The sequence below is a fragment of the Rathayibacter sp. PhB1 genome (assembly GCF_004362935.1).
GTDB lineage: Bacteria > Actinomycetota > Actinomycetes > Actinomycetales > Microbacteriaceae > Rathayibacter > Rathayibacter festucae.
The window spans coordinates 849,054-870,389 of the sequence record NZ_SNYD01000001.1 but is presented as its reverse complement, the minus strand read 5'-3'; the positions used below and the strand labels follow the sequence as shown (position 1 = coordinate 870,389).

Here is a 21,336-nt window from a genome sequence, read left to right as displayed (position 1 = left end):
CGATCGCAGGGAGCCCTCGTGCGCCTCCACCTCGCCTCCACCTCCCCCGCCCGCCTGGCACTGCTGCGCGCCGCCGGGATCGAGCCCGTGGTCGTCCCCTCGGAGGTCGACGAGCCGGCCGCCGTCGCCCGGGCCGAGCGGGAGCGCGGGGCCGCGCTGGACGCCGACGCGACCGTGGCGCTGCTCGCCCGCGCCAAGGCGACGGCCGTCCTCGGGCCGGAGATCGACGGACTCGTCCTCGGCGGCGACTCCGCCTTCGTGCTCGACGGCGTCGTGCACGGCAAGCCGCACGAGCCCGAGCGCGCTCGCGAGCGCTGGCGGGCGCAGCGGGGGCGCACCGGACGCCTGCACTCCGGCCACTGGCTGATCGACCACCGCGGCGGTCGGATCGTCGCCGAGACCGGCGCGGTCACCTCCGCCGCCGTCACCTTCGCCGCGGACATCGAGGACGACGAGATCGACGCCTACGTCGCGACCGGGGAGCCGCTCGAGGTGGCCGGCGCGTTCACGATCGACGGCCGCGGCGCCGGCTTCATCACCGCGATCGAGGGCGACCCGTCGACGGTGATCGGGATGTCCGTGCCGACGCTGCGCTCGCTCGTCCGCGAGCTCGGGGTGTCCTGGCCGTCGCTCTGGAACCGCTGACGCCCGGGAACCGCTGACACCGCCCACTCCCGGCCGCCCTTGTGCGGAACCGACGAAGCGCTCGCCCTTCTTTGTGGTGAGCCGCGCCGGGCATCCGCGGGGCGCCCTCTAGGGTTGGGGACCATGCCAGGTATCACGAAGGTGCTCATCGCCAACCGGGGCGAGATCGCCGTCCGCGTCGTCCGGGCCGCCCGCGACAGCGGCATCGCCTCCGTCGCCGTCTACGCCGATCAGGACCGCGACGCCGTGCACAGCCGCCTCGCCGACGAGGCGTACGCGCTCGGTGGCACGACCAGCGCCGAGACGTATCTCGTCATCGAGAAGCTGCTCTCGGTCGCCCGCCGCTCCGGCGCCGACGCCGTGCACCCCGGCTACGGCTTCCTCGCCGAGAACGCCGACTTCGCCCGCGCCGTCATCGACGCCGGATTGATCTGGATCGGCCCGTCGCCCGAGGCCATCGAGCGCCTCGGCGACAAGGTCTCGGCCCGCCACGTCGCCGAGAAGGTCGGCGCTCCGCTCGCGCCCGGCACCCTGAACCCCGTCTCGGGCGCCGCCGAGGTGCTCGAGTTCGTCGACCAGTTCGGCCTCCCGGTCGCCATCAAGGCGGCCTTCGGCGGCGGCGGCCGCGGCCTCAAGGTCGCCCGCGAGCGCGACGAGGTCGAGGAGATGTTCGCCTCCGCCACCCGCGAGGCGATCGCCGCCTTCGGCCGCGGCGAGTGCTTCGTCGAGAAGTACCTCGACCAGCCGCGCCACGTCGAGACCCAGTGCCTCGCCGACTCGAGCGGGAACGTCGTCGTCGTCTCCACCCGCGACTGCTCGCTGCAGCGCCGGCACCAGAAGCTGGTCGAGGAGGCGCCCGCGCCGTTCCTCACCGACGAGCAGAACACCGAGCTGTACCGCGCCTCGAAGGCGATCCTGCGCGAGGTCGGCTACGTCGGCGCCGGCACCTGCGAGTTCCTGATCGGCAAGGACGGCACCGTCTCCTTCCTCGAGGTGAACACCCGCCTGCAGGTCGAGCACCCCGTCTCCGAGGAGGTCACCGGCATCGACCTCGTCCGCGAGCAGTTCCGCCTCGCCGAGGGCGGCCTGCTCGACTACGACGACCCGCAGCCGCGCGGCCACTCCTTCGAGTTCCGCATCAACGGCGAGGACGCCGGCCGCGGCTTCCTGCCCGCCCCCGGCCCCGTGCACGTCTTCAAGGCGCCCGGCGGACCGGGCGTCCGCGTCGACTCCGGCGTCGTCGCCGGCGACGTGATCTCCGGCTCGTTCGACTCCCTGCTGGCCAAGCTGATCGTCACCGGCGCCACCCGCGCCGAGGCGCTCGAGCGGTCCCGCCGCGCCCTCGCCGAGTTCGAGGTCACCGGCCTGCCGACCGTGCTGCCGTTCCACCGCGCGATCGTCGACGACCCGGCCTTCGCCCCCGCCGGCGACGAGCCGTTCTCGATCTACACCCGCTGGATCGAGACCGAGTTCGACAACACCATCGAGGCGTGGAGCGGCGAGCCCGGCGCGATCGACGGACCGGCCGCGCGCCAGAGCGTCGTGGTCGAGGTCGACGGCCGCCGCGTCGAGGTCACCCTGCCGAGCGACCTCGTCGGCTCCGGCCCCTCCCGCGGTCCCGCCGCCGCCGCCCCCAAGCGCCGCGGCTCCGCCTCCGTCAGCACCGTCACCGGCGACTCCGTCACCGCGCCGATGCAGGCCACCATCGTCAAGGTCGCCGTCGCCGAGGGCGACACCGTCGTCACCGGCGACCTCGTCGTCGTCCTCGAGGCCATGAAGATGGAGCAGCCCCTCACCGCCCACAAGGACGGCGTCGTCCGCTCCCTGAACGCGGAGGCCGGCACCACGGTCTCCTCGGGCCACGTGCTGTTGTCCATCTCCTGAGCCGCTCCCCGCGCGGCTCAGCGCGGTCGGCCTGTTGAGGTGGTGCGTTCCGCAGAGCGGGTCGCGTCGCGCTGCCGAGAAACGCTGACACGCGTTTCTCGGTCTCGCGCTCCGGCTGTGCTCATCTCTGAGCCGCTCCCTGCGCGGCTCAGCGCAGTCGGCCCGTTTGCGTGGTGCGTTCCGCAGAGCGGGTCGCGTCGCGCTGCCGAGAAACGCTGACACGCGTTTCTCGGTCGTGCGCTCTGCCTGACACTGCACCGCTCCGGTCTGCTCCGGAACAAGCTGGTCGAGCGGTCGCGCGACGGCGCACACATGCTGGTCGAGTAGCCGCGCAGGTGCGCACATGCTGGTCGAGTAGCCGCGCAGCGGCGTATCGAGGCCCTCCCTCGATCAGCAGTCCGGTTGAATGCAGTCTCACCACAGCTGACGCCGCGCCCCGGGCAGCGCCGGATCTCGATACGCGCGCTCCGCGCGCTACTCGATCAGCATGATCGGCCGATGCGCGTCCGCAGGAACCCGCGTCGCGGCTCCTTCATGCTGGTCGAGTAGCCGCGCAGCGGCGTATCGAGACCCTCCCTCGACCAGCAGTGCAGCTCCAGGCGCACACCATCAGCCAGGAGCCGCCCTCATCGCCCACCAGCGATGACTCCGCGCCACAGCTGATACTGCGCCCGTCGGCACCGGATCTCGATACGCGCGCTCCGCGCGCTACTCGATCAGCATGGGACGGTCACCGCCGGAGCCGCTCACCCGCAGGGCAGAGCGCCGTGACCGAGAAACGCGTGCCAGCGTTTCTCGGCAGCGCGACGCAGGACGCTCTGCGGAACGCGCCACGTCGACAAGCCGACCGCGCTGAGCCGCGCGGGGAGCGGCTCAGAGATGGGCGCGCACATCGTCAGCGTCAGCTGACGATGTGCATGGCGCGCGCCGCCTCCGAGATGGAGCCGGTGAGGCTGGGGTAGACGGTGAAGGCGCGGGCGACCTGGTCGACGGTGAGGCGGTGCTCGACGGCGAGGGCGAGGGGGAAGATCAGCTCGCTGGCCTTGGGGGCGACGATGACGCCGCCGATGACGGTGCCGGAGCCGGTGCGGGCGAAGACCTTCACGAAGCCGTCGCGGATGCCCATCATCTTGGCCCGGGGGTTGGCGGCGAGGGGGAGCTTGTAGATCTCGCCCTGGGCGAGCCCCTCCTCGATCTCCTTCTGGCTCCAGCCGACGGTCGCGATCTCGGGCTGGGTGAAGATGTTCGCCGCGACGTTGCGCACCTCGGTCGGGTTCACCGCGTCGCCCATGGCGTGGAAGACGCCGGTGCGGCCCTGCATGGCGGCGACGGAGGCGAGCGGCAGGAAGGTGGTGCAGTCGCCGGCCGCGTAGATCGAGGGGACGCTGGTGCGCGCGACGCGGTTGACGCGGATGTGACCCGACTCGGTGAGCTGGACGCCCGCCTCCTCGAGGCCGATGCCGGCGGTGTTCGGGATCGAGCCGACCGCCATCAGGCAGTGCGAGCCCTCGACGACGCGGCCGTCGGAGAGCACGGCGCGGACACCGGTCTCGGTGCGCTCGACGCGGTCGGCGCGCGACTTGGACAGCACGACCATGCCGTTGCGCTTGAAGACGTTCTCGATCACGGCGGCGGCGTCGGCGTCCTCGCCGGGGAGGACCTGGTCGCGGGAGGAGATCAGCGTGACCTTGGCGCCGAGGGCGCGGTAGGCGGAGGCGAACTCCGCGCCGGTGACGCCGGAGCCGACCACGATCAGGTGCTCGGGCACGGTCTTGAGGTTGTAGAGCTGGGTCCAGCTCATGATCCGCTCGCCGTCGGGCGCGGCGGACGGCAGGATGCGCGGGCTGGCGCCGACGGACACGACGATGGTGTCCGCCTCGATCCGGTCGAAGTCCATGCCCTCGTCGCCGGGAGCCGTCGCGACGATCAGCGCGTTCGAGCCGTCGAGGCGACCGTCGCCCTGCACGATGCGCACGCCGTGATGCACGAGGTTCGCGCGCATGTCCTCGGACTGCTGGCGGGCGAGCCCGAGGAGGCGCTTGTTGACCGTGGCGAGGTTGACCGCGACCTCGGGGCGGACCGGCTTGTTGGTCTGCTCGTGGCGGGTGAAGAACTGCACACCCAGGTCGGCGGCCTCGCCGATGGCGTTGGTGGCCTCGGCGGTCGCGATCAGCGACTTCGACGGCACGACGTCGGTGATGACGGCCGAGCCGCCCACGCCGACCCGCTCCACGAGGGTGACCTCGGCGCCCAGCTGGGCTCCGGCGAGGGCGGCCTCGTAGCCGCCGGGTCCCCCTCCGAGGACGGCGATCCGCTGCGTGCGCTCGAACTCGTAAGGCATGCCTCCCATTGTCCTCCCGCGCTGGGAGTTCGCCCAATCGACGCGGGTCCGGGAGGGTCCGCGGGCCTCGCCCACCCTCGCGTCGCGCGTGGATAGGGTGGGGGAATGGCTGACCAGACCCCCAATCCGCTCGACTCCGCCGACGCCGATCCCTTCGCGATCGCCGCCGAGGCCGCCGCCCAGATCATCGAGGCGACCGGCGTCGAGAAGCACGACATCGCCCTCACGCTCGGCAGCGGCTGGGGCAAGGCCGCGGACGCGATCGGCGAGACGACCGCGACGGTCCCGGCGACCGACATCGTCGGCTTCACGAAGTCGGCCGTGCACGGCCACGGCGGGAGCCTGCGCTCGGTGCTGCTGCCGACCGGCAAGCGCGCGCTGATCATCGGCGCCCGCACCCACTACTACGAGGGCTACGGCGTGCGCCGGGTCGCGCACAGCGTCCGGGTCGCCGCGGCGACCGGCGCCTCGGTGATGATCCTCACCAACGGCGCGGGCGGCATCAAGGAGCACTGGACCCCCGGCACCCCGGTCCTGATCAGCGACCACATCAACCTCACCGCCGACTCCCCGCTCGAGGGCGCGACGTTCATCGACCTCACCGACCTCTACTCCGCCCGCCTGCGCGCGCTCGCCCGCGAGACCCGTGCGGACCTCGACGACGGCGTCTACGTGCAGTTCCGCGGCCCGCACTACGAGAGCCCGGCCGAGGTGCAGATGGCGCGGATCATCGGCGGCCACATCGTCGGCATGTCGACCGCCCTCGAGGCGATCGCGGCGCGCGAGGCCGGCATGGAGGTGCTGGGCATGTCGCTGATCACGAATCTGGCGGCGGGCATCCAGAAGACGCCGCTGAGCCACGAGGAGGTCCTCGAGGCCGGGCGGAACGCCGAGGACGACCTCGCCCGCCTGCTCGCCGGGATCACGGGCGCACTGTGACGGCGGACGTCCGCGCGCGCGCCGAGGACTGGCTCGCTCAGGACCCCGACCCGGAGACCCGGCAGGAGCTCGTCGACCTGCTGTCGGCCGACGCCGCCGGTGACTCCGCCGCCGCGGCCGAGCTGGCGGACCGCTTCCGCGAGCGCCTCGCCTTCGGCACCGCCGGGCTCCGCGGCGCGATCGCGGCCGGCTCGAACCGGATGAACCGCGTCCTCGTGTCGCAGGCGGCCGTCGGGCTGGCGGACCACCTGCGCGCCCAGGGCCTCGAGCGCCCGCTGATCGTCATCGGCTACGACGGGCGGAGGAACTCCCGCGTCTTCGCCGAGGACTCGGCCGCCCTGATGGCCGGCGCGGGCGCCGACGCGGTGCTGCTCCCCCGACTGCTGCCGACTCCCGTGCTGGCCTTCGCCGTGCGCCACCTCGGCGCCGACGCCGGCGTGATGGTGACGGCCAGCCACAACCCGCCGCAGGACAACGGCTACAAGGTCTACCTCGGCGGCGGCGATGACGGCTCGCAGATCGTGCCGCCGGTCGACTCCGCGATCGCCGAGCGGATCCTCGCGGTCGCGACCGAGCGCCGCGTCACCGAGCTGCGCCGGGGCGAGTACCGCGTCGCCGACGAGTCGGTGGTCGACGCCTACATCGCTGCGACGGCGGCGGTCGGCCGCCAGTCGGCGCCGCTGCGCGTCGTCTACACGGCGATGCACGGCGTGGGCTGGGAGACCGCGCACCGCGTGCTCTCCGCCGCCGACTTCGACGAGCCGGCCGTGGTCGTCGAGCAGATCGATCCCGATCCCGCGTTCCCTACCGTGGCGTTCCCGAACCCCGAGGAGGCCGGGGCGCTCGACCTCGCCTTCGCGACCGCGCGCTCGGGCCGCGCTCAGCTGATCGTCGCCAATGATCCCGACGCCGACCGCTTCGCCGCGGCGATCCCGGACGCGTCGCTCGAGGACGGCTTCCGCCGCCTGTCCGGCAACGAGGTGGGCGCGCTGCTCGGCTGGCGCGCCGCCGAGCGCGCCCGTACCGCCGGCCGGACGGGTGGCGCGCTCGCCTGCTCGATCGTCTCCTCCCCCGCGCTCGGCGCGGTCGCCCGGGACTACGGGCTGGAGTTCGCGGAGACGCTGACCGGCTTCAAGTGGATCTCGCGCGTCCCGGACCTGGTCTTCGGCTACGAGGAGGCGCTCGGCTACCTCGTGAACCCGGAGACGGTCCGCGACAAGGACGGGATCTCGGCGGCGCTCGCCTTCCTCGATCTCGCCTCCTCGCTCGCCGCCGAGGGCCGCACGATCGCCGACGAGCTCGACGCCTTCGCCGAGCGGTTCGGCCTCTTCGGCTCGGAGCAGATCTCGCTCCGGGTGACCGACCTGTCCGAGATCGGCCGGATCATGGCGGGGCTGCGCAGCGCTCCGCCCGCCGCGATCGGCGGCCTCACGGTGCAGCGCACGGAGGACCTGCTCGCGGCGGGCGGAGCGCTGCCGCCGACGGACGCGCTGCGGTTCACCCTCGACGGCGCCCGTCTGATCGCCCGGCCGAGCGGCACCGAGCCCAAGGTGAAGCTCTACCTCGACGCGTGGTCGCACGAGGTGGACGCCGACGCCCGCCGCGGCGCGGTCGCCGCCCGCCTCGACGCCCTGCGGACGGGAGCCGCTGAGCTGCTGCGCTGAGCGGCGATCAGCCGCGATCGGGAGCGTCCGCCAGCCCGGGGTCGGTGTCGCCGGTGTAGATCGGCTGCGCCCGGTCGAGGAGGAAGTCGGACACCGCGGCGATCGTCCGATCGTGCTGCAGCGCCCACGGCACGTGCTCCGCGCCGGGGATGTAGACCGTCTGCGCGTCGGGAACGGCCCCGGCGAGCAGGTGCTGACCGCGCCAGTCGAGGTAGTCGTACTGCGCCCGGACGAGCAGCGTGGGGACCTGGACTGCGGCCAGCTGCGAGAGGACAGTGCCCCAGTGCGCCTCGAAATCCTTGTTGAGGATCACGTTGACGTACAGGTTGAGGCCGCCCGACGCGCCGGCCCCGGCCGCGAGCACCTTCTTCATGTCCTCCTGGGAGAGAAGGGCGGCGGCGGCGTCCGAGCCCACGGAGTCGAGCACGGCCGAGGCGGCGGCCATCCGCAGCTGAGTGCCGAGGTGAACGGGATCGGGAGCGGGCTGATCACTGCTCGGAGCCTCGCTCGACCGCTCGTCGGCGGCCGCCTGAGCGGCCGCGGCGGCGTCGAGCCCCTCCGCGGAGGTGTCGTAGGAACCGGGCGAGACGAAGACGGTCTTCTCGACGTGCTCGGGGTGCTCCGCCGCGTAGGCGGCCGCCAGGAAGCCGCCCGCGGAGTGGCCGACGAGGATCACTCGGTCCGCCCCGGTCTGCTCGCGGACGGCGTCGATGTCCGCGAGCGACCGCTCGAGCGTGTACTCCCCCAGGGGCAGTTCGGACGAGTAGCCGGCGCCGGCCTGATCGAACATGTACACGTCGTGTCCGGTCCCGGCGAGGACGGGGGCGAAGTCGAAGTCTCCGGGGAAGACGAACGCGCCGGGACCGCCGTGGAGGTACACGATCGGGACGTCGGATCCGCCGGGGCCGGGAGCGGCGGTCTTCCAGTACGCGACGTGCGAGCCGGTGGAGAGGTCCCAGTACTGCGGGGCGACCGGGCCGAAGCCGACGGACGACCCGCCGATCGGCGCGAGGACGGTGCCTCCGGTGAGCGCGCCGACGGCGGCGGTCGCGACGGCGGCGACGATCAGCGGGGTGCGCAGGCGCACCGACCGGCGGACCGGCCGAGGCCGACGCGGGAGCAGTCGCTGCACGGCCGAGACCAGCAGGAAGACGAGCAGCAGGGACAGGACGACCCACACGACGATCGCGAAGGGCAGGGACACGGCGAGCGCGAACGCCGCCGCGATCGTCGACAGGACGAGCCCGAGGACGACGGCGACGGCCGTCGCGAGGACGGACAGGAGCTGGCGGAGCAGCGGACGCGGACGCCGGGAGGCGTGGCGGAGATCGGGCGAGGAGGGGTCGGACGGGATCGAGGACATGGGTGGGGCGGCTCCTGAGTAGGGGGCGGGCGGAGAGGGCGAGCGACGCGGACGGCGAGGACCGGATCCGGGGCGCGCCGCTGCGCCGCCCCGCGGGTCGGCGGGGCGGCGCAGCGGACGGGCGTGGGTCAGCCGGCGCGGTTGACGACCGCGGCGAACGCCCCCGACGGGATGGCCGTGCCGGAGCCCGTCGGGGAGACCACACCGACCGTCGACGGGGTGTCGCGGTCGACGGACCAGTGGTGCAGTCCGGCGAGGCCCTGCGTCTTCACGAAGGCGGCGATCCTCTCGAAGTCCGCGACGGAGGTGACCTCCTCGGTCACGTCATTGACGCCGATCATCGCGGTCAGCTCGAGCTTCGAGTAGGGGATGCCGTGCTTCTCGTGCACGTTCCGAGCGGCCTGGATGGCGGAGGCCCCCATGTCGGTCCTGCCGGTCGTCGAGTCGATGACCGCGTTCGCGGCGGTCGGCAGACCGTAGTCCATGGCCATCAGGTTGACGGTGTAGTGCTGCACGCCCGAGGCCTTGATCGCCTCGACGGTCGTGACGCCGACGTCGGTCAGGCTGTACCTCGATCCGTCCGACGCCGCCGCGGTGGGCAGGGTGAACTGGAACCGGAGGTTCGGGTACTTCACCTCGGCCACGGCAGCGGCGTCGGCGAGCTCCCGGATCTGCGCGGCGGTCTGCCCGCGCTCGATGTCGAAGTCGATGCCGATCAGGTTCTTCGAGGCGTAGCGGCTGATGAAGGAGTCCAGCTGCGCGGCGTTCGCGGTGAACACCGCCGAGGCTCCGCCGGTGGCGAGCACGTAGTCCACGTCCGCGGCGACCAGCTGGTCGATCGAGCTGCGGAACTCGTCCGCCGTGACGCCCGCCCAGTTCGGGGCGTCCCCGGTGCCGGAGGCGAAGGCGAGCGTGACCGCGCTGCTGCCGGTCCGGCTCGCCCAGGAGTCCGGACCCACGAGGGGGACGATCCGGCCGTCGACCGCGGTGCGCAGCTGGTGGGTGTTCCAGTCCATGTTGATGGTGATGTCCTTGTAGCCGGAGCGCAGGACGGCGGGGGACGTTCCGGTGACGGGCGCCGCGGTGCCGGGGCTCTTCGCGGGATCCGTGGCGGCGGACGGGGTCGGCACCGCCGTCTTCGCGGGGACCGGAGTCGTCGTCGGGGCCGGAGTCGAGATCGGGGCGGGGGCGACCGCGCTCGCGGGCTGCCACACCTTCCCGGAGCCGATCGCACCGGACTCGGTGCGGGGGTCCGCGCCGAGGGTCCACCAGCCGGCGGTGTAGAGCTTGCCGTCGCGCACGACCTGCTGGCCGCCGGTGTACGTCGCCGACGCACTCCACGCCGCGACGCCCGGGAACGGGTTCGACGCGGCGGCGGCCGGCGCGGGCGCGGCGGTCGGCACCGCGGCGGCGACGGGCGCCGGGGCGCGCGTGGGCGCGGGCGCAGCGGTCGGCGTCGATGCGGCAGCGGGCGCGGCGGTGGGCGCGGGTGCCGGCGTGACGGACGGAGCACTCGCGCCGGTGGCGGGCTGCCAGACCTTGCCGGTCCCGACCGTTCCGGAGACCAGCAGCGGGTCCTCGCCCCGGGTCCACCAGCCGGCGGTGTACAGCTTCCCCTGGCGGGTCACCTGCTGCCCGCCCGTGTACGTCGCGGTCGCGCTCCACTCGGGTGCGGCAATGGAGGTGGCGGTGGCCGTCGACGTGACGGGTGACGCGGTCTGGGCGAAGGCGGGTCCCGCCCCCAGGACAGCACCTCCCGCCAGGAGGCCGAGGGTGGTGAGCCCAGCGATCGTGCAGCGGATGCGAGTACGCACTTCAGTCCTATCGATTCGGTGAAGAGGCTCGGAGACGGAGCCAGGTCGGAGAATCGCACGGGCGTCCCGACCTCGCCGTTCTGGCGCGGGATCTGGCGCACCACGTCGTCAGCGGGAGGGACGACTCCCCAGCTGCTCGCCGCGCCTCCAGAGCCACTCGACCGGGCCGACAGCGAAGCGGCGGAGCCAGAGGTGCGCGGCGAGCACGACGATCGCCGCGATCAGGACGAAGGCGCCGATCGTCACGGGCACCCGCCACGGCGCCGCGGTGACCGCGAGCCCGAGGCCCCAGCCGTAGAAGAGCGCGCCCCCGAGCAGGTTCTGCAGGAGGTAGGCGCTCAGCGCGACCCGACCCACCTCGCGCGCACGCCGCGCGACCCAGCCGTCACTCCCCCGGCGCAGGCCGAGCTCGGCGAGGAGGGCGAGCAGTCCGAGCGCCACCAGCGGAGCGACGAGATAGCGCTCGGCCAGCAGACCGGCCGCGCTCCCGGTGAGGCCGAGCGCCAGGTCGACCGGAGCAGCGACCGCACCGAGGACCATCAGCCGCCGCCGCAGCGGTCGCCCCTCCTCCGCGAAGAGGCCGGCCCGCAGCAGCTGGGCGCCGAGGAGGAACATCGCCAGGCTGAGGAAGCCGATCAGCACGGGCTCAGCCCGGAAGACTCCCGTGTTCTGCAGCCGGAAGAGGGCGAGGCCGAGGAAGGAGGCGTCCGCGTACGGGCTGCGACCGGTGGGACCCTGACCGGCACCCGGCTGCGTCGCCACGAGCGCCACGAGCGCCGAGATCAGCAGGACGTGCAGCGCGCCGAGGACGACCACCGTGCGCCGCTGCGTCCGCGGCCGGGTGAGCAGCAGCCAGGCCACCACCGCCCCCGTGACCGCGTAGCCCATCAGCACGTCGAACTCCGCGATCAGCACGTAGTTGACCGCGCCGTCGAGAAGGAGCAGCGTCGCCCGCCAGAGGTAGCGACCGGGCCAGCGTCGCCCCCGGCGGACCGCGGACGCGTGCTGGATCGCCAGCCCGATGCCGAAGGTGAGCGAGAGTAGGGCGAGGAACTTCCCCTGCGCCAGAGCCATCAGCACCAGCTGCACGGTCTGCGCGCCCGGGGACGTCCCGGCCGTCACCGGCTCGCTGAGCATCCCGAGCAGTCCCCACGGGTGGGAGAACAGCCAGATGTTGGTGCCGAGGGTCCCGATGATCGCGACGCCGCGGACGACGTCCAGCGAGTCGATGCGCGCTCTCGCCGTCTCAGTGGCAGGCAATACAGTCGTATTGGTCATGCTCGAGAGCGTAGCCTGCTCGAGCGGATGGATCGAGAGGAGCGCACGTGGCCGATCGGCGCGAGAGCAGGAGCGACATCCTCTCGGCGGTCGTCACCGTCCTGTCGACGCGCGGGGCGGATCAGCTCAGCATCCGGACCGTCGCCGCCGAAGCCGGCGTCTCGGCAGGCGCCGTCCAGCACCACTTCCCGACGAAGCAGGCGCTGCTGACCGGCGCGATGGCAGCGGTGGAGGAGCGGTTCCGCCGGCGGATGCTCGACCTGCGGGAGGAGGAGCCGTCGGCGGACGCTCGCCTGCGCGCCTTCTGCGAGGCGATCGCCTGCGTCGAGGACGCCGATGTCCCCGACGCCGTCGTCTGGACCGCGTTCGCCTCGCGCGCCGGCACCGACCCGGAGATCCGCGCCCTGCACACCGCCGGCTGGTCGCGCACGGAGGACGTCGTCCTGGAGCTGTTGCGCGCCGCGCGCCCCACGGCGTCCTTCGACCCCGACGACGCCGCGCTCCTCCTCGCCGTCCTCGACGGCATCGCCGTCGCCCGCGCCGCCGAGGAGCCGACCCGCCTCTCCCCCGCCCGCGCCCGAGCCCTCCTCACCCGCACCCTCACCCTGCTGGCCCCCTGACCCGCCGCCCCTCCGCGAGATGCCACTTACGCCCGCTTCCCCCGGCGTGTCGCGTACCCAAGTGGCATCTCGCGACCCGTCACGCCCTCGCACCCACCAGAAGCGAGCACCCTCAAGGCAGAGCGCGCGACCGAGAATCGCGTGCCAAGCGATTCTCGACAGCGCGACGCGACCCGCTCCATGGAACGCACCACCTCGAGAAGCCGACCGCGCTGAGCCGCACAGGGGGCGGCTCAGACAGATGGCACCGCAGAGCGCGCGATCGAGAATCGCGTGCCAAGCGATTCTCGACAGCGCGACGCGACCCGCTCTGCGGAACGCACCACGTCGACAAGCCGACCGCGCTGAGCCGCGCAGGGAGCGGCTCAGAGAACGGCACCGCCGAGCGCCCGCTCGATCTTCGCCGTGATCTCGGTCTGGTCGAGGTAGTTGTCGATGACGACGACCTCGGCGAAGGTCTTGCCGATCCTGTCGATCAGCTCGCTGGAGGTGAGGATGACCTGCGCGTCGGCGGCGAGGGCGTCGACGGAGGCGAGGTCGGAGGCGACGACCTCGGCCTCGAGGTCGAGGGCTTCGAGGGCGCGCTCGGCGCCGAGCTTGAGGATGGCGGAGGTGCCGATTCCGGCGCCGCAGAGGGTGACGATCTTCATGCGCTTCTTCCGTGGTGCGGGGTGTCGTCGGTGAGGACGGCGTTGATGCTGCGGACGGTGCGGGCGGCGGCGAGGGCCGCGACCGCGTCCGGCTTGCTGAGGACGTCGGCGAGGCCGGAGACGAAGCCGACGTGGCCGTGCGCCTGGGTGGCGGCGATGCCGATGACGACCGAGACCGGGTCGTTGGTGCTGTGGCCGAAGGCGACGGGCTCGGCGAGGGTGACCACCGAGATCCCGTCCGCGAGCACGTCGTTGCCCGGGCGGGCGTGCGCGAGGGCGAGGCCGGGGGCGATCACGATGTAGGGGCCGAGCACGTCGACCTGCTCGACCATCCGGCGGGAGTAGGCCGGGTCGACGGCGCCGCTGCGCTCGAGGGCGCGGCCCGCCTCCATGACCGCCTCGCGCCAGCTGGCGGCGGGGTGACGCAGGGCCACCGCGGCGTCGGAGAGCGGGTCGAGCGGCATGCTCAGGCCGCCTCGAAGCCGGCGCTGATGGTGTCGATCAGCTCGCGACGCTCGTCCAGCGGCAGGAAGCTGGCCTCGGCCGCGTTGACCTGGAACGCCTCGAGGTCGTCGAGGTCGTAGCCGAACGCGTCCGAGAGCAGCGCGAGCTCGCGGCTGAGCGTCGTGCCGCTCATCAGGCGGTTGTCGGTGTTGACGGTGACGCGGAAGCCGAGCTGGTAGAGCAGGTCGAACGGGTGGTCGGCGAGCTCGGTGCCCCACGCGGCGATCGCGCCGGTCTGCAGGTTCGAGGAGGGGCTGAGCTCGAGCGCGATCCGCCGGTCCTTCACCCACTCGGCGAGCTCACCCAGAGTCACGTAGCTGGCGTCGTCGTCCTGGCGCTCGACGCGGATGTCCTCCGCGAGCCGGACGCCGTGGCCGAGGCGCAGCGCGCGCCCGTCCAGGAGCGCCGAGCGGATGCTGTCGAGTCCGTCGGCCTCGCCCGCGTGGACGGTCGTCGGGAAGTGCGCGGCGGCGAGGAGCTCGAAGGCGGGGCGGTGCCGCGATGCCGGGAAGCCCGCCTCCGCACCGGCGATGTCGAAGCCGATCGCACCGCGCTCGCGGTGGCGCAGGGCGAGCTCGGCGATCTCGAGCGAGCGGTCGGTGTGCCGCATCGCGGTGATCAGCTGGCCGACGCCGAGGCGGGAGCCGTGCGCGGCCGCCTCCTGGACGCCCTGCTCGAGTCCCTCCTGCACGGCCTCGACGGCCGCGTCGAGGGTGAGACCGGCGCGGAGGTGCTGCTCGGGCGCCCAGCGGATCTCGCCGTGCACGACTCCGTCGGCGGCGAGGTCGAGCACGAACTCGCGTGCGACGCGCTCGAGCGACGAAGCGGTCTGCATGACGGCGATCGTGGTCTCGAAGGTCGCGAGGTAGTCCTCGAGCGAGCCGGAGTCCGCCGTCGTCGTGAACCACCGCTCGAGGGCCTCGGGGTCCTCGGCGGGGAGGGCGACGCCGGTCTCCGCGGCGATCTCGACGATCGTCTCGGGGCGGAGTCCGCCGTCGAGGTGGTCGTGCAGCGACACTTTGGGCAGGTCGTCGATGAGGATGCCCTCGCCCGGGAGGAGGTACTCCTCGTGGCTGCTGCCGATCTCGGTGCTGTCGGTCACGGTGCTCCTCCGGTGGGACGACGGTTCGCCGACCACCTTACGGTGCCACCCGCGCCGGCCTCCGCCGAGTCCACCACCCCGTCCGGGTCAGGCAGGGTGCGCGCGCAGACCGGGCCACCTCCGGCACGCGGAAACAGCTCCGGCACGTCGAGACCTTCGGATTCCACGAGCCGGGGCCGGTTCCACGAGCCGGACATCCACTCGGCTCACCACCGGCACGCGGAGTCACCTCCGGCACGCCTGAACCAGCGGATCCCACGAGCCCGGGCCGGTTTCACGAGCCGAAGCTCCTCTCTGCTCACCTCCGGCACGCGGAAACAGCTCGGGCACGTCGGAACCTTCGGGTTCCACGAGCCCGACTCGATTGGACGAGCCGGACCTGCACCCGAACCACCCTCGGCACGCTGAAGCAGCTCCGGCACGCCCTGACCAGCGGAGTCCACGAGCCGGACTCGACTCCACGAGCCGGACGTCCGCCCCACTCCCGGCACGCGGAAACAGCTCCGGCACGCCGGAATCCGTGGATCCGACGTGCCGGAGGCCGTTCCGCGAGCCGGAGCTCGACCCGAGCGGCGGCGAGGGTCAGGCGAGGCGCTCCGCCACCAGTGGGCCGCCGTCGAGGACGGCGTCGCCCTCGTCGCCGATGCGGTAGGCGCCGTCCAGCGCCTCGAGCGCGCGGGCGAAGCGGGACGGCTCGTCGGCGGAGAGTGTGAAGAGCGGCTGACCGGCGCGGACCCGGTCGCCGGGCTTCGCGTGCAGGTCGATGCCGGCGGCGTGCCGCACCGCGTCCTGCTGGCGCGCGCGGCCCGCGCCGAGGCGCCAGGCCGCGATGCCGAAGGGCAGCGCCTGCTGCTCGACCAGGACGCCGTCGCGCTCGGCGAGCACCACGTGCGTCTCGCGGGCGACGGGCAGCGCACCGTCCGGGTCGCCGTCCTGGGCGCGGATGACCGCCCGCCAGGTGTCCATCGCCGCGCCGCCGTCGAGCGCGCCCTCGACGTCCGCGTCGGGCTGCCCGGCCAGCGCCAGCATCTCGCGGGCGAGCGCGAGGGTCAGCTCGCGGACGTCCGCGGGGCCGCCGCCGGCGAGCACCTCGACGGATTCGCGGACCTCGTTCGCGTTGCCGATCGCGAGGCCGAGCGGCACGTTCATGTTGGTCAGCAGCGCCGTGGTGCGGACGCCGGCGTCGTTGCCGAGATCGACCATGGCGCGGGCCAGCTCGCGCGAGCGCGCGATGTCGGTCATGAACGCGCCGGAGCCGAACTTGACGTCGAGGACCAGGGCGTCGGTCCCCTCCGCGATCTTCTTCGACATGATCGAGGAGGCGATCAGCGGGATCGCCTCGACGGTGCCGGTGATGTCGCGCAGGGCGTAGAGCTTCTTGTCCGCCGGGGCGAGCCCGGAGCCCGCGGCGCAGATCACGCCGCCGACGGTCCGGAGCTGCTCGAACATCTCCTCGTTGCTGAGGTTCGCGCGCCAGCCCGGGATCGCCTCGAGCTTGTCGAGCGTGCCGCCCGTGTGACCGAGGCCGCGGCCCGAGAGCTGCGGCACCGCGACGCCGAAGGAGGCGACCAGCGGCATCAGCGGCAGCGTGATCTTGTCGCCGACGCCACCGGTGGAGTGCTTGTCGACCGTCCGCTTGCCGAGGCCGTCGAAGCTCATCCGCTCGCCGCTCGCGATCATCGCGAGGGTCAGGTCGCGGATCTCGTCGCGGTCCATCCCGTTGAGCAGCACGGCCATCGCGAAGGCGGCCATCTGCTCGCCCTGGACGTAACCGCGGGTGTAGGCGTCGATCAGCCAGTCGATCTGCGCGGTCGAGAGCGTGCCGCGGTCGCGCTTGGTGCGGATGAGATCGACGGCATCGAACGCCTCGACGGGGGTGGACGGGGTCATGCGGGGTCCTCGGTTCAGGAGTGGGAGCGGGAGGCGTCGGCGCGCCACGGCCGCGGAGGGCCGTCGGCGCCGCGGAGGGCGTCAGCGGGGCGGGACTACTCGGCCGCGTACGCCTCGAGGGTGCGCGGACCGAACGCGTCGGGGATGACCTCGTCGATCGTCTTCACGCCCGACACGGTCTGCAGGAGCATCCCGTCGGCGGAGTGCTCGAAGAGCAGCTGACGGCAGCGCCCGCAGGGCATCAGCACGCCGCCCTTGCCGTCGACGCAGGTGAAGGCGACGAGCCGGCCGCCGCCCGTCATGTGCAGCGAGGACACCAACGCGCACTCGGCGCAGAGGGTCAGGCCGTAGGAGGCGTTCTCGACGTTGCAGCCGGAGATCACCCGGCCGTCGTCGACCAGCGCGGCGACCCCCACGGGGAACTTCGAGTACGGCACGTAGGCCTTGCCCATCGCGTCGAGCGCGGCGGTGCGCAGCGCGTCCCAGTCGATGTCGGTCATCGGATCCGTCCTCACGATTTGAGATAGGGCTTGCCGGCGGCGGCCGGCCCGCGGGACTGCCCCACCAGGCCGGCGACCGCGAAGATCGTCACCACGTAGGGCAGCATCAGCATGAACTCGCTCGGCACCGGCGAGCCGATGACGCCGAGCACGTTCTGCAGGTTGGTCGCGAAGCCGAACAGCAGCGAGGCGAGGGTGGCCTTGATCGGGTCCCACCGGCCGAAGATGACCGCCGCCAGGGCGATGAAGCCCGCGCCCGCCGTCATCTCCTTGCCGAAGGCGCCGACCGCGTCGAGCGTGTAGTACGCCCCGCCCATGCCCGCGATCGCGCCGGCGAGCGAGACGTTCCAGAACCGCGTCCTGGCGACGTTGATGCCGACGGTGTCCGCGGCCTGGGGGTGCTCGCCGACCGCGCGGAGCCGCAGGCCCCACTTGGTCTTGAACAGCCCCCACCACACGGCGAAGATCGCGAAGTACATCAGGTAGACGATGATCGTCTGGTTGAACAGCACCGGGCCGAGGATCGGCACCTGGCTGAGCCCCGGGATCGGCAGCCGCTCGAACTTGACCGGCGAGTTGAAGACGGCGGCGTCGCTGGTCAGCACCTGCGAGTAGAGGAAGCTCGTCAGCCCCGTCACGAGGACGTTGAGGACCACGCCGACGATCACCTGGTCGACCAGGTACTTGATCGCGAAGGCGGCGAGCACGAAGGAGACCAGCACGCTCGCGATCATCGCCGCGAGCAGGCCGAGCACGGGCTGGCGGGTCAGCGAGCCGACCATCGCCGCGGTGAAGGCGCCGGCGAGCAGCTGGCCCTCGATCGCGACGTTGACCACGCCGACGCGCTCCGAGATGACGCCGCCGAGCGAGCCGAAGATCAGCGGAGTCGCGAGTCCGACGGTGCCGAGCAGCAGTCCCGGCAGCGGCAGGGTCGCGCCCGCGGACGCCCAGACCAGGAAGCCGACCAGGAAGACGAGCGCGAAGAGCGCCGAGAGCCAGAGCGGCAGGCGGCGGGCCGAGCGGGTGAAGGCGACGGCGACCGCCGTCAGACCGACCAGGACGACCGCCACGACCACGCCGGTGGCGCGGGTCGGGAACGGCAGGTCCGGCAGGGCGAAGAAGTCGTTGCCGGAGGCGAGGCGGAACGAGCTGGTGCCGTCGCGGCCGAGGGCCACGAACAGGATCACGGCCAGCAGCGCGAAGATCCCGAACGCGATCGGAGCCTTCCAGCTGCGGACGGCGACCCGGGACGCGGTCCCGGGGGCACGGGAGACTGCGGTCGTCATGCGGACACCTCCGTGGTGCGGCGCGTGCGGCGCTTCGGGGCGACCCCGGGCGTCGGGAGGCGGAAGATCGCGCGCACCAGGGGCGGCGCGGCGATGAAGAGGACGATCAGCGACTGCACGACGAGGACCACGTCGATCGGCACGCCCTCGGCGGCCTGCATCGAGTAGCCGCCGGCCTTGAACGCGCCGAAGAGGATGCCGGCGAAGAACACGCCCCAGGGCCGCGACCGGCCCAGCAGCGCGACGGTGATCGCGTCGAAGCCGATGCCCGCGTCGATCCCGGAGGTGAAGCCGGTGGTGACGGTGCCCATCACCTGCGCGCTGCCGGCCAGGCCGAGCAGGCCGCCGGAGAGCAGCATCGCGTACACGTAGCTGTTCTTGACGTCGATGCCGGCGACCCGGGCCGCGTGCGGGTTCTCGCCCACCGCACGGAACTTGAAGCCGATGCTCGAGCGGTTGAGCAGCCACCAGACGAAGACGGTCGCGAGGATCGCGACGACGAAGCCGAGGTTCAGCGAGTAGCCGGAGCCGAGGAGGTCGGGGAAGACCGCGGTGTCCTTCATCCCGGGCGACTTGGGGTTGTTCGAACCCGGCGCCTGGAGGGCCCCCGGCGTGCGCAGGAGGTAGGAGACGAAGTAGAACGCGACGTAGTTGAGCATGATCGTGAGGATCACCTCGTGCGCGCCGGTCCTCGCCTTGAGCAGGCCGACGAGTCCGCCCCAGAGCGCCCCGCCGAGGATGCCCGCGGCGAGCGTGATCACCAGGTGCACGCCGAACGGCAGGTCGAAGGAGAAGCCGACCCAGCCGGCGCAGGCGGCGGCGATCAGCATCTGGCCGCGGCCGCCGATGTTGAAGAGCCCGACGCGGAAGGCGAGGGCGACACCGAGGCCGCCCGCGATCAGCGGCGTGGCGAAGGCGAGCGTGTCGGTCAGCGGCTTGATGCCGTTCGCGAAGCCCTCGCGGCGGAAGTTGTAGACCGAGCCCTGGAAGAGCGAGGAGTACGCCCCCGCGACCGACTGCCAGATCGCCTGCAGCGTGTCGAGCGGCCGGGCGAAGAAGTAGCCCGAGGCCGACTGGACCTCGGGGTCGGTGGCGGCGATCAGCACGCCGCCCGCGATCAGCGAGAGCAGCACGGCGAGCACCGACATCAGCGCGGTGCCGGAGAGGATCTCGCGGAGGACGCGCGAGGCCCCGCTCTCGATCGGGCCGGGCCGCGCCTCCTGACCCGGCTTCTGGCCCGGCTCGAGACCGGTCGCCCTCTCGGACTCGGCGTCCGGATCGACGGCGGGCAACTGCGCGTCGCTCATGCGGCCGCACCCTTCTCGGCGGGCGACTGCCCGGCCATCATGAGCCCCAGGGTCTCCCGGGGAGTGTCGGCGGGGACGATCCCGATGATGCCGCCCTTGTACATGACCGCGATGCGGTCGGCGAGAGCCGCGACCTCGTCGAGCTCGGTGGAGACGACGATGACGGGCACGCCGGTGTCGCGGGTCTCGACGATCCGCTTGTGCACGAACTCGATCGAGCCGACGTCGATGCCGCGCGTCGGCTGGGCGGCGATGAACAGCCGCAGCTCACGGCTGAGCTCGCGGGCCAGCACGACCTTCTGCTGGTTGCCGCCGGAGAGTCGGCCGACGTGCGTGGTGATGCCCTGCGCGCGGACGTCGAACTCGCGGACGCGCTCCTCGGCGAACGTCTCCAGCGCCTTCAGCTGCAGGCCGAGGCCCTTGACGAAGGGGCCGCTGTCGCTGCGGTCGAGCATCAGGTTCTCGGCGATGGTGAACTCGGCGACCAGGCCGTCCTCGGTGCGGTCCTCGGGGACGAAGCCGACGCCGGCGTCCAGCACGCGGCGGACGGAGAGGCCGTCGAGCCGGCGGCCGTCGAGGGTCACCGTGCCCTCGACGCGCTCCTGCAGGCCCATGATCGCCTCGGTCAGCTCGGTCTGGCCGTTGCCCTGGACGCCGGCGATCGCGAGGATCTCGCCGCGGCGGACCTCGAACGAGACGTCGTCGACGACGGCCTGCCCGTTCGCGTCGCGGACGGTGAGGTTGCTGACGACGAGGGCCTCGTCGCCCGCCCGGGCCGGCTCCTTCTGGACGGTGAGCTCGACGGCGCGGCCGACCATCAGCGAGGCCAGCTCCGCGTTGCTCGCGGTCGGCGAGGCCTCGCCCACGACCTGGCCGAGGCGGATGACCGTGATGCGGTCGCCGACCTCGCGGACCTCGCGCAGCTTGTGCGTGATGAAGACGATCGCGGTCCCGGAGGCGCGCAGCTGCCGCATGATCGCGATCAGCTCGTCGGTCTCCTGCGGGGTCAGCACGGCGGTCGGCTCGTCGAAGACGAGGACCTTCGCGTCGCGGGAGAGCGCCTTGATGATCTCGACCCGCTGCTGGACGCCGACGGGCAGGTCCTCGACGATCGCATCGGGATCGACGTCGAAGCCGAAGCGGTCGGAGATGTCGCGGACGCGGGCGCGCGCCGCGGCCAGATCGAGCCGCCCGCCCGACTTCGTCTCCTCGTGGCCGAGCATGACGTTCTCGGCGACCGAGAAGACCGGCACGAGCATGAAGTGCTGGTGCACCATCCCGATCCCCGCCTTCATGGCGTCGCCGGGGCCGGAGAAGCGCTGGACCACGTCGTCCAGCAGGATGTCGCCCTCCTCCGCCTGGTACAGCCCGTACAGGACGTTCATCAGCGTGGACTTGCCCGCGCCGTTCTCGCCGAGGAGGCAGTGGATCTCACCGGGTTCGACGGTGAGGTCGATGTGATCGTTGGCCACGAGAGCGCCGAAGCGCTTCGTGATGCCCCGCAGTTCGAGCTTCATGGGTCCAATCTAACTTTCGGTGCGGGCTGCCA

The 21,336-nt window shown here is 72.6% G+C and carries 17 protein-coding genes; 5 read left to right on the top strand and 12 right to left on the bottom strand.

Annotation, left to right across the window (positions count from 1 at the left end):
* Positions 1-18: 18 nt before the first annotated feature.
* Both EDF17_RS04175 and EDF17_RS04170 read left to right on the top strand, forming a co-directional pair.
* Positions 19-645, top strand: coding sequence for a Maf family protein (locus EDF17_RS04175; RefSeq protein WP_123445306.1), 627 nt, complete (start codon positions 19-21; stop codon positions 643-645).
* A gap of 123 nt (positions 646-768) precedes the next feature.
* Positions 769-2,529 (top strand): biotin carboxylase N-terminal domain-containing protein, encoded by a 1,761-nt coding sequence (locus EDF17_RS04170; RefSeq protein WP_123445305.1) that lies wholly within the window; start codon positions 769-771, stop codon positions 2,527-2,529.
* Positions 2,530-3,430: 901 nt separating this feature from the next.
* Here the strand turns inward: EDF17_RS04170 and EDF17_RS04165 are convergent.
* On the bottom strand, positions 3,431-4,870 hold the full coding sequence (locus tag EDF17_RS04165; RefSeq protein ID WP_123445304.1) for an NAD(P)H-quinone dehydrogenase: 1,440 nt from the start codon (positions 4,868-4,870) through the stop codon (positions 3,431-3,433).
* 105 nt (positions 4,871-4,975) lie between these two features.
* Between EDF17_RS04165 and EDF17_RS04160 the strand changes: the two genes are divergently transcribed.
* Together EDF17_RS04160 and EDF17_RS04155 are read left to right on the top strand one after the other, a co-directional pair.
* On the top strand, positions 4,976-5,809 hold the full coding sequence (locus EDF17_RS04160; RefSeq protein WP_123445303.1) for a purine-nucleoside phosphorylase: 834 nt from the start codon (positions 4,976-4,978) through the stop codon (positions 5,807-5,809).
* Positions 5,806-7,473: a phospho-sugar mutase gene (locus EDF17_RS04155; protein ID WP_123445302.1), complete on the top strand. Its 1,668-nt coding sequence runs from the start codon at positions 5,806-5,808 to the stop codon at positions 7,471-7,473. Before EDF17_RS04160 ends, EDF17_RS04155 begins: the two co-directional genes overlap by 4 nt.
* A 7-nt stretch (positions 7,474-7,480) precedes the next feature.
* Here the strand turns inward: EDF17_RS04155 and EDF17_RS04150 are convergent, their stop codons facing one another.
* The 3 genes from EDF17_RS04150 to EDF17_RS04130 all read right to left on the bottom strand — a co-directional run bounded on the left by EDF17_RS04150 (position 7,481) and on the right by EDF17_RS04130 (position 11,928).
* Positions 7,481-8,836 carry an alpha/beta hydrolase gene (locus EDF17_RS04150; protein WP_123445301.1) on the bottom strand — a complete coding sequence of 452 codons (1,356 nt, stop codon included), beginning with the start codon at positions 8,834-8,836 and terminating at the stop codon, positions 7,481-7,483.
* 128 nt (positions 8,837-8,964) lie between these two features.
* A complete protein-coding gene (locus tag EDF17_RS04145; RefSeq protein WP_123445300.1) occupies positions 8,965-10,650 on the bottom strand; it encodes a carbohydrate-binding protein in 1,686 nt (561 codons plus the stop codon).
* Positions 10,651-10,758: 108 nt separating this feature from the next.
* Positions 10,759-11,928, bottom strand: coding sequence for a DUF418 domain-containing protein (locus EDF17_RS04130; protein WP_123445299.1), 1,170 nt, complete (start codon positions 11,926-11,928; stop codon positions 10,759-10,761).
* 47 nt (positions 11,929-11,975) lie between these two features.
* Here EDF17_RS04130 and EDF17_RS04125 point away from each other — a divergent pair, with 47 nt between their 5' ends.
* Entirely contained in the window at positions 11,976-12,548 is a 573-nt protein-coding gene (locus EDF17_RS04125) for a TetR/AcrR family transcriptional regulator (RefSeq protein WP_123445298.1), read from the top strand.
* 365 nt (positions 12,549-12,913) lie between these two features.
* Here the strand turns inward: EDF17_RS04125 and EDF17_RS04120 are convergent, their stop codons facing one another.
* The 8 genes from EDF17_RS04120 to EDF17_RS04085 all read right to left on the bottom strand — a co-directional run bounded on the left by EDF17_RS04120 (position 12,914) and on the right by EDF17_RS04085 (position 21,304).
* A complete protein-coding gene (locus EDF17_RS04120; protein WP_123445297.1) occupies positions 12,914-13,198 on the bottom strand; it encodes a PTS sugar transporter subunit IIB in 285 nt (94 codons plus the stop codon).
* A complete protein-coding gene (locus tag EDF17_RS04115; RefSeq protein ID WP_123445296.1) occupies positions 13,195-13,662 on the bottom strand; it encodes a PTS sugar transporter subunit IIA in 468 nt (155 codons plus the stop codon). Before EDF17_RS04115 ends, EDF17_RS04120 begins: the two co-directional genes overlap by 4 nt.
* A gap of 2 nt (positions 13,663-13,664) precedes the next feature.
* Positions 13,665-14,786 carry an adenosine deaminase gene (locus EDF17_RS04110; protein ID WP_123445389.1) on the bottom strand — a complete coding sequence of 374 codons (1,122 nt, stop codon included), beginning with the start codon at positions 14,784-14,786 and terminating at the stop codon, positions 13,665-13,667.
* A gap of 600 nt (positions 14,787-15,386) precedes the next feature.
* Entirely contained in the window at positions 15,387-16,694 is a 1,308-nt protein-coding gene (locus EDF17_RS04105; RefSeq protein WP_123445295.1) for a thymidine phosphorylase, read from the bottom strand.
* 95 nt (positions 16,695-16,789) lie between these two features.
* Positions 16,790-17,194 (bottom strand): cytidine deaminase, encoded by a 405-nt coding sequence (locus EDF17_RS04100; protein ID WP_123445294.1) that lies wholly within the window; start codon positions 17,192-17,194, stop codon positions 16,790-16,792.
* A gap of 11 nt (positions 17,195-17,205) precedes the next feature.
* Positions 17,206-18,480, bottom strand: a complete 1,275-nt coding sequence (locus tag EDF17_RS04095) for an ABC transporter permease (RefSeq protein WP_123445293.1) — start codon at positions 18,478-18,480, stop codon at positions 17,206-17,208.
* On the bottom strand, positions 18,477-19,787 hold the full coding sequence (locus EDF17_RS04090) for an ABC transporter permease (protein WP_123445292.1): 1,311 nt from the start codon (positions 19,785-19,787) through the stop codon (positions 18,477-18,479). The genes EDF17_RS04095 and EDF17_RS04090 overlap by 4 nt, the downstream gene beginning before the upstream one ends.
* Positions 19,784-21,304, bottom strand: a complete 1,521-nt coding sequence (locus EDF17_RS04085; protein WP_123445291.1) for an ABC transporter ATP-binding protein — start codon at positions 21,302-21,304, stop codon at positions 19,784-19,786. Before EDF17_RS04085 ends, EDF17_RS04090 begins: the two co-directional genes overlap by 4 nt.
* Between the last annotated feature and the right edge of the window lie 32 nt (positions 21,305-21,336).

Coding starts and splice junctions, on each gene's coding strand:
- EDF17_RS04170 (WP_123445305.1), top strand. CDS start 769: ATGCCAGGTATCACGAAGGTGCTCATCGCCAACCGGGGCGAGATCGCC.
- EDF17_RS04165 (WP_123445304.1), bottom strand. CDS start 4,870: ATGCCTTACGAGTTCGAGCGCACGCAGCGGATCGCCGTCCTCGGAGGG.
- EDF17_RS04160 (WP_123445303.1), top strand. CDS start 4,976: ATGGCTGACCAGACCCCCAATCCGCTCGACTCCGCCGACGCCGATCCC.
- EDF17_RS04150 (WP_123445301.1), bottom strand. CDS start 8,836: ATGTCCTCGATCCCGTCCGACCCCTCCTCGCCCGATCTCCGCCACGCC.
- EDF17_RS04130 (WP_123445299.1), bottom strand. CDS start 11,928: ATGACCAATACGACTGTATTGCCTGCCACTGAGACGGCGAGAGCGCGC.
- EDF17_RS04120 (WP_123445297.1), bottom strand. CDS start 13,198: ATGAAGATCGTCACCCTCTGCGGCGCCGGAATCGGCACCTCCGCCATC.
- EDF17_RS04115 (WP_123445296.1), bottom strand. CDS start 13,662: ATGCCGCTCGACCCGCTCTCCGACGCCGCGGTGGCCCTGCGTCACCCC.
- EDF17_RS04105 (WP_123445295.1), bottom strand. CDS start 16,694: ATGACCCCGTCCACCCCCGTCGAGGCGTTCGATGCCGTCGATCTCATC.
- EDF17_RS04100 (WP_123445294.1), bottom strand. CDS start 17,194: ATGACCGACATCGACTGGGACGCGCTGCGCACCGCCGCGCTCGACGCG.
- EDF17_RS04095 (WP_123445293.1), bottom strand. CDS start 18,480: ATGACGACCGCAGTCTCCCGTGCCCCCGGGACCGCGTCCCGGGTCGCC.
- EDF17_RS04090 (WP_123445292.1), bottom strand. CDS start 19,787: ATGAGCGACGCGCAGTTGCCCGCCGTCGATCCGGACGCCGAGTCCGAG.
- EDF17_RS04085 (WP_123445291.1), bottom strand. CDS start 21,304: ATGAAGCTCGAACTGCGGGGCATCACGAAGCGCTTCGGCGCTCTCGTG.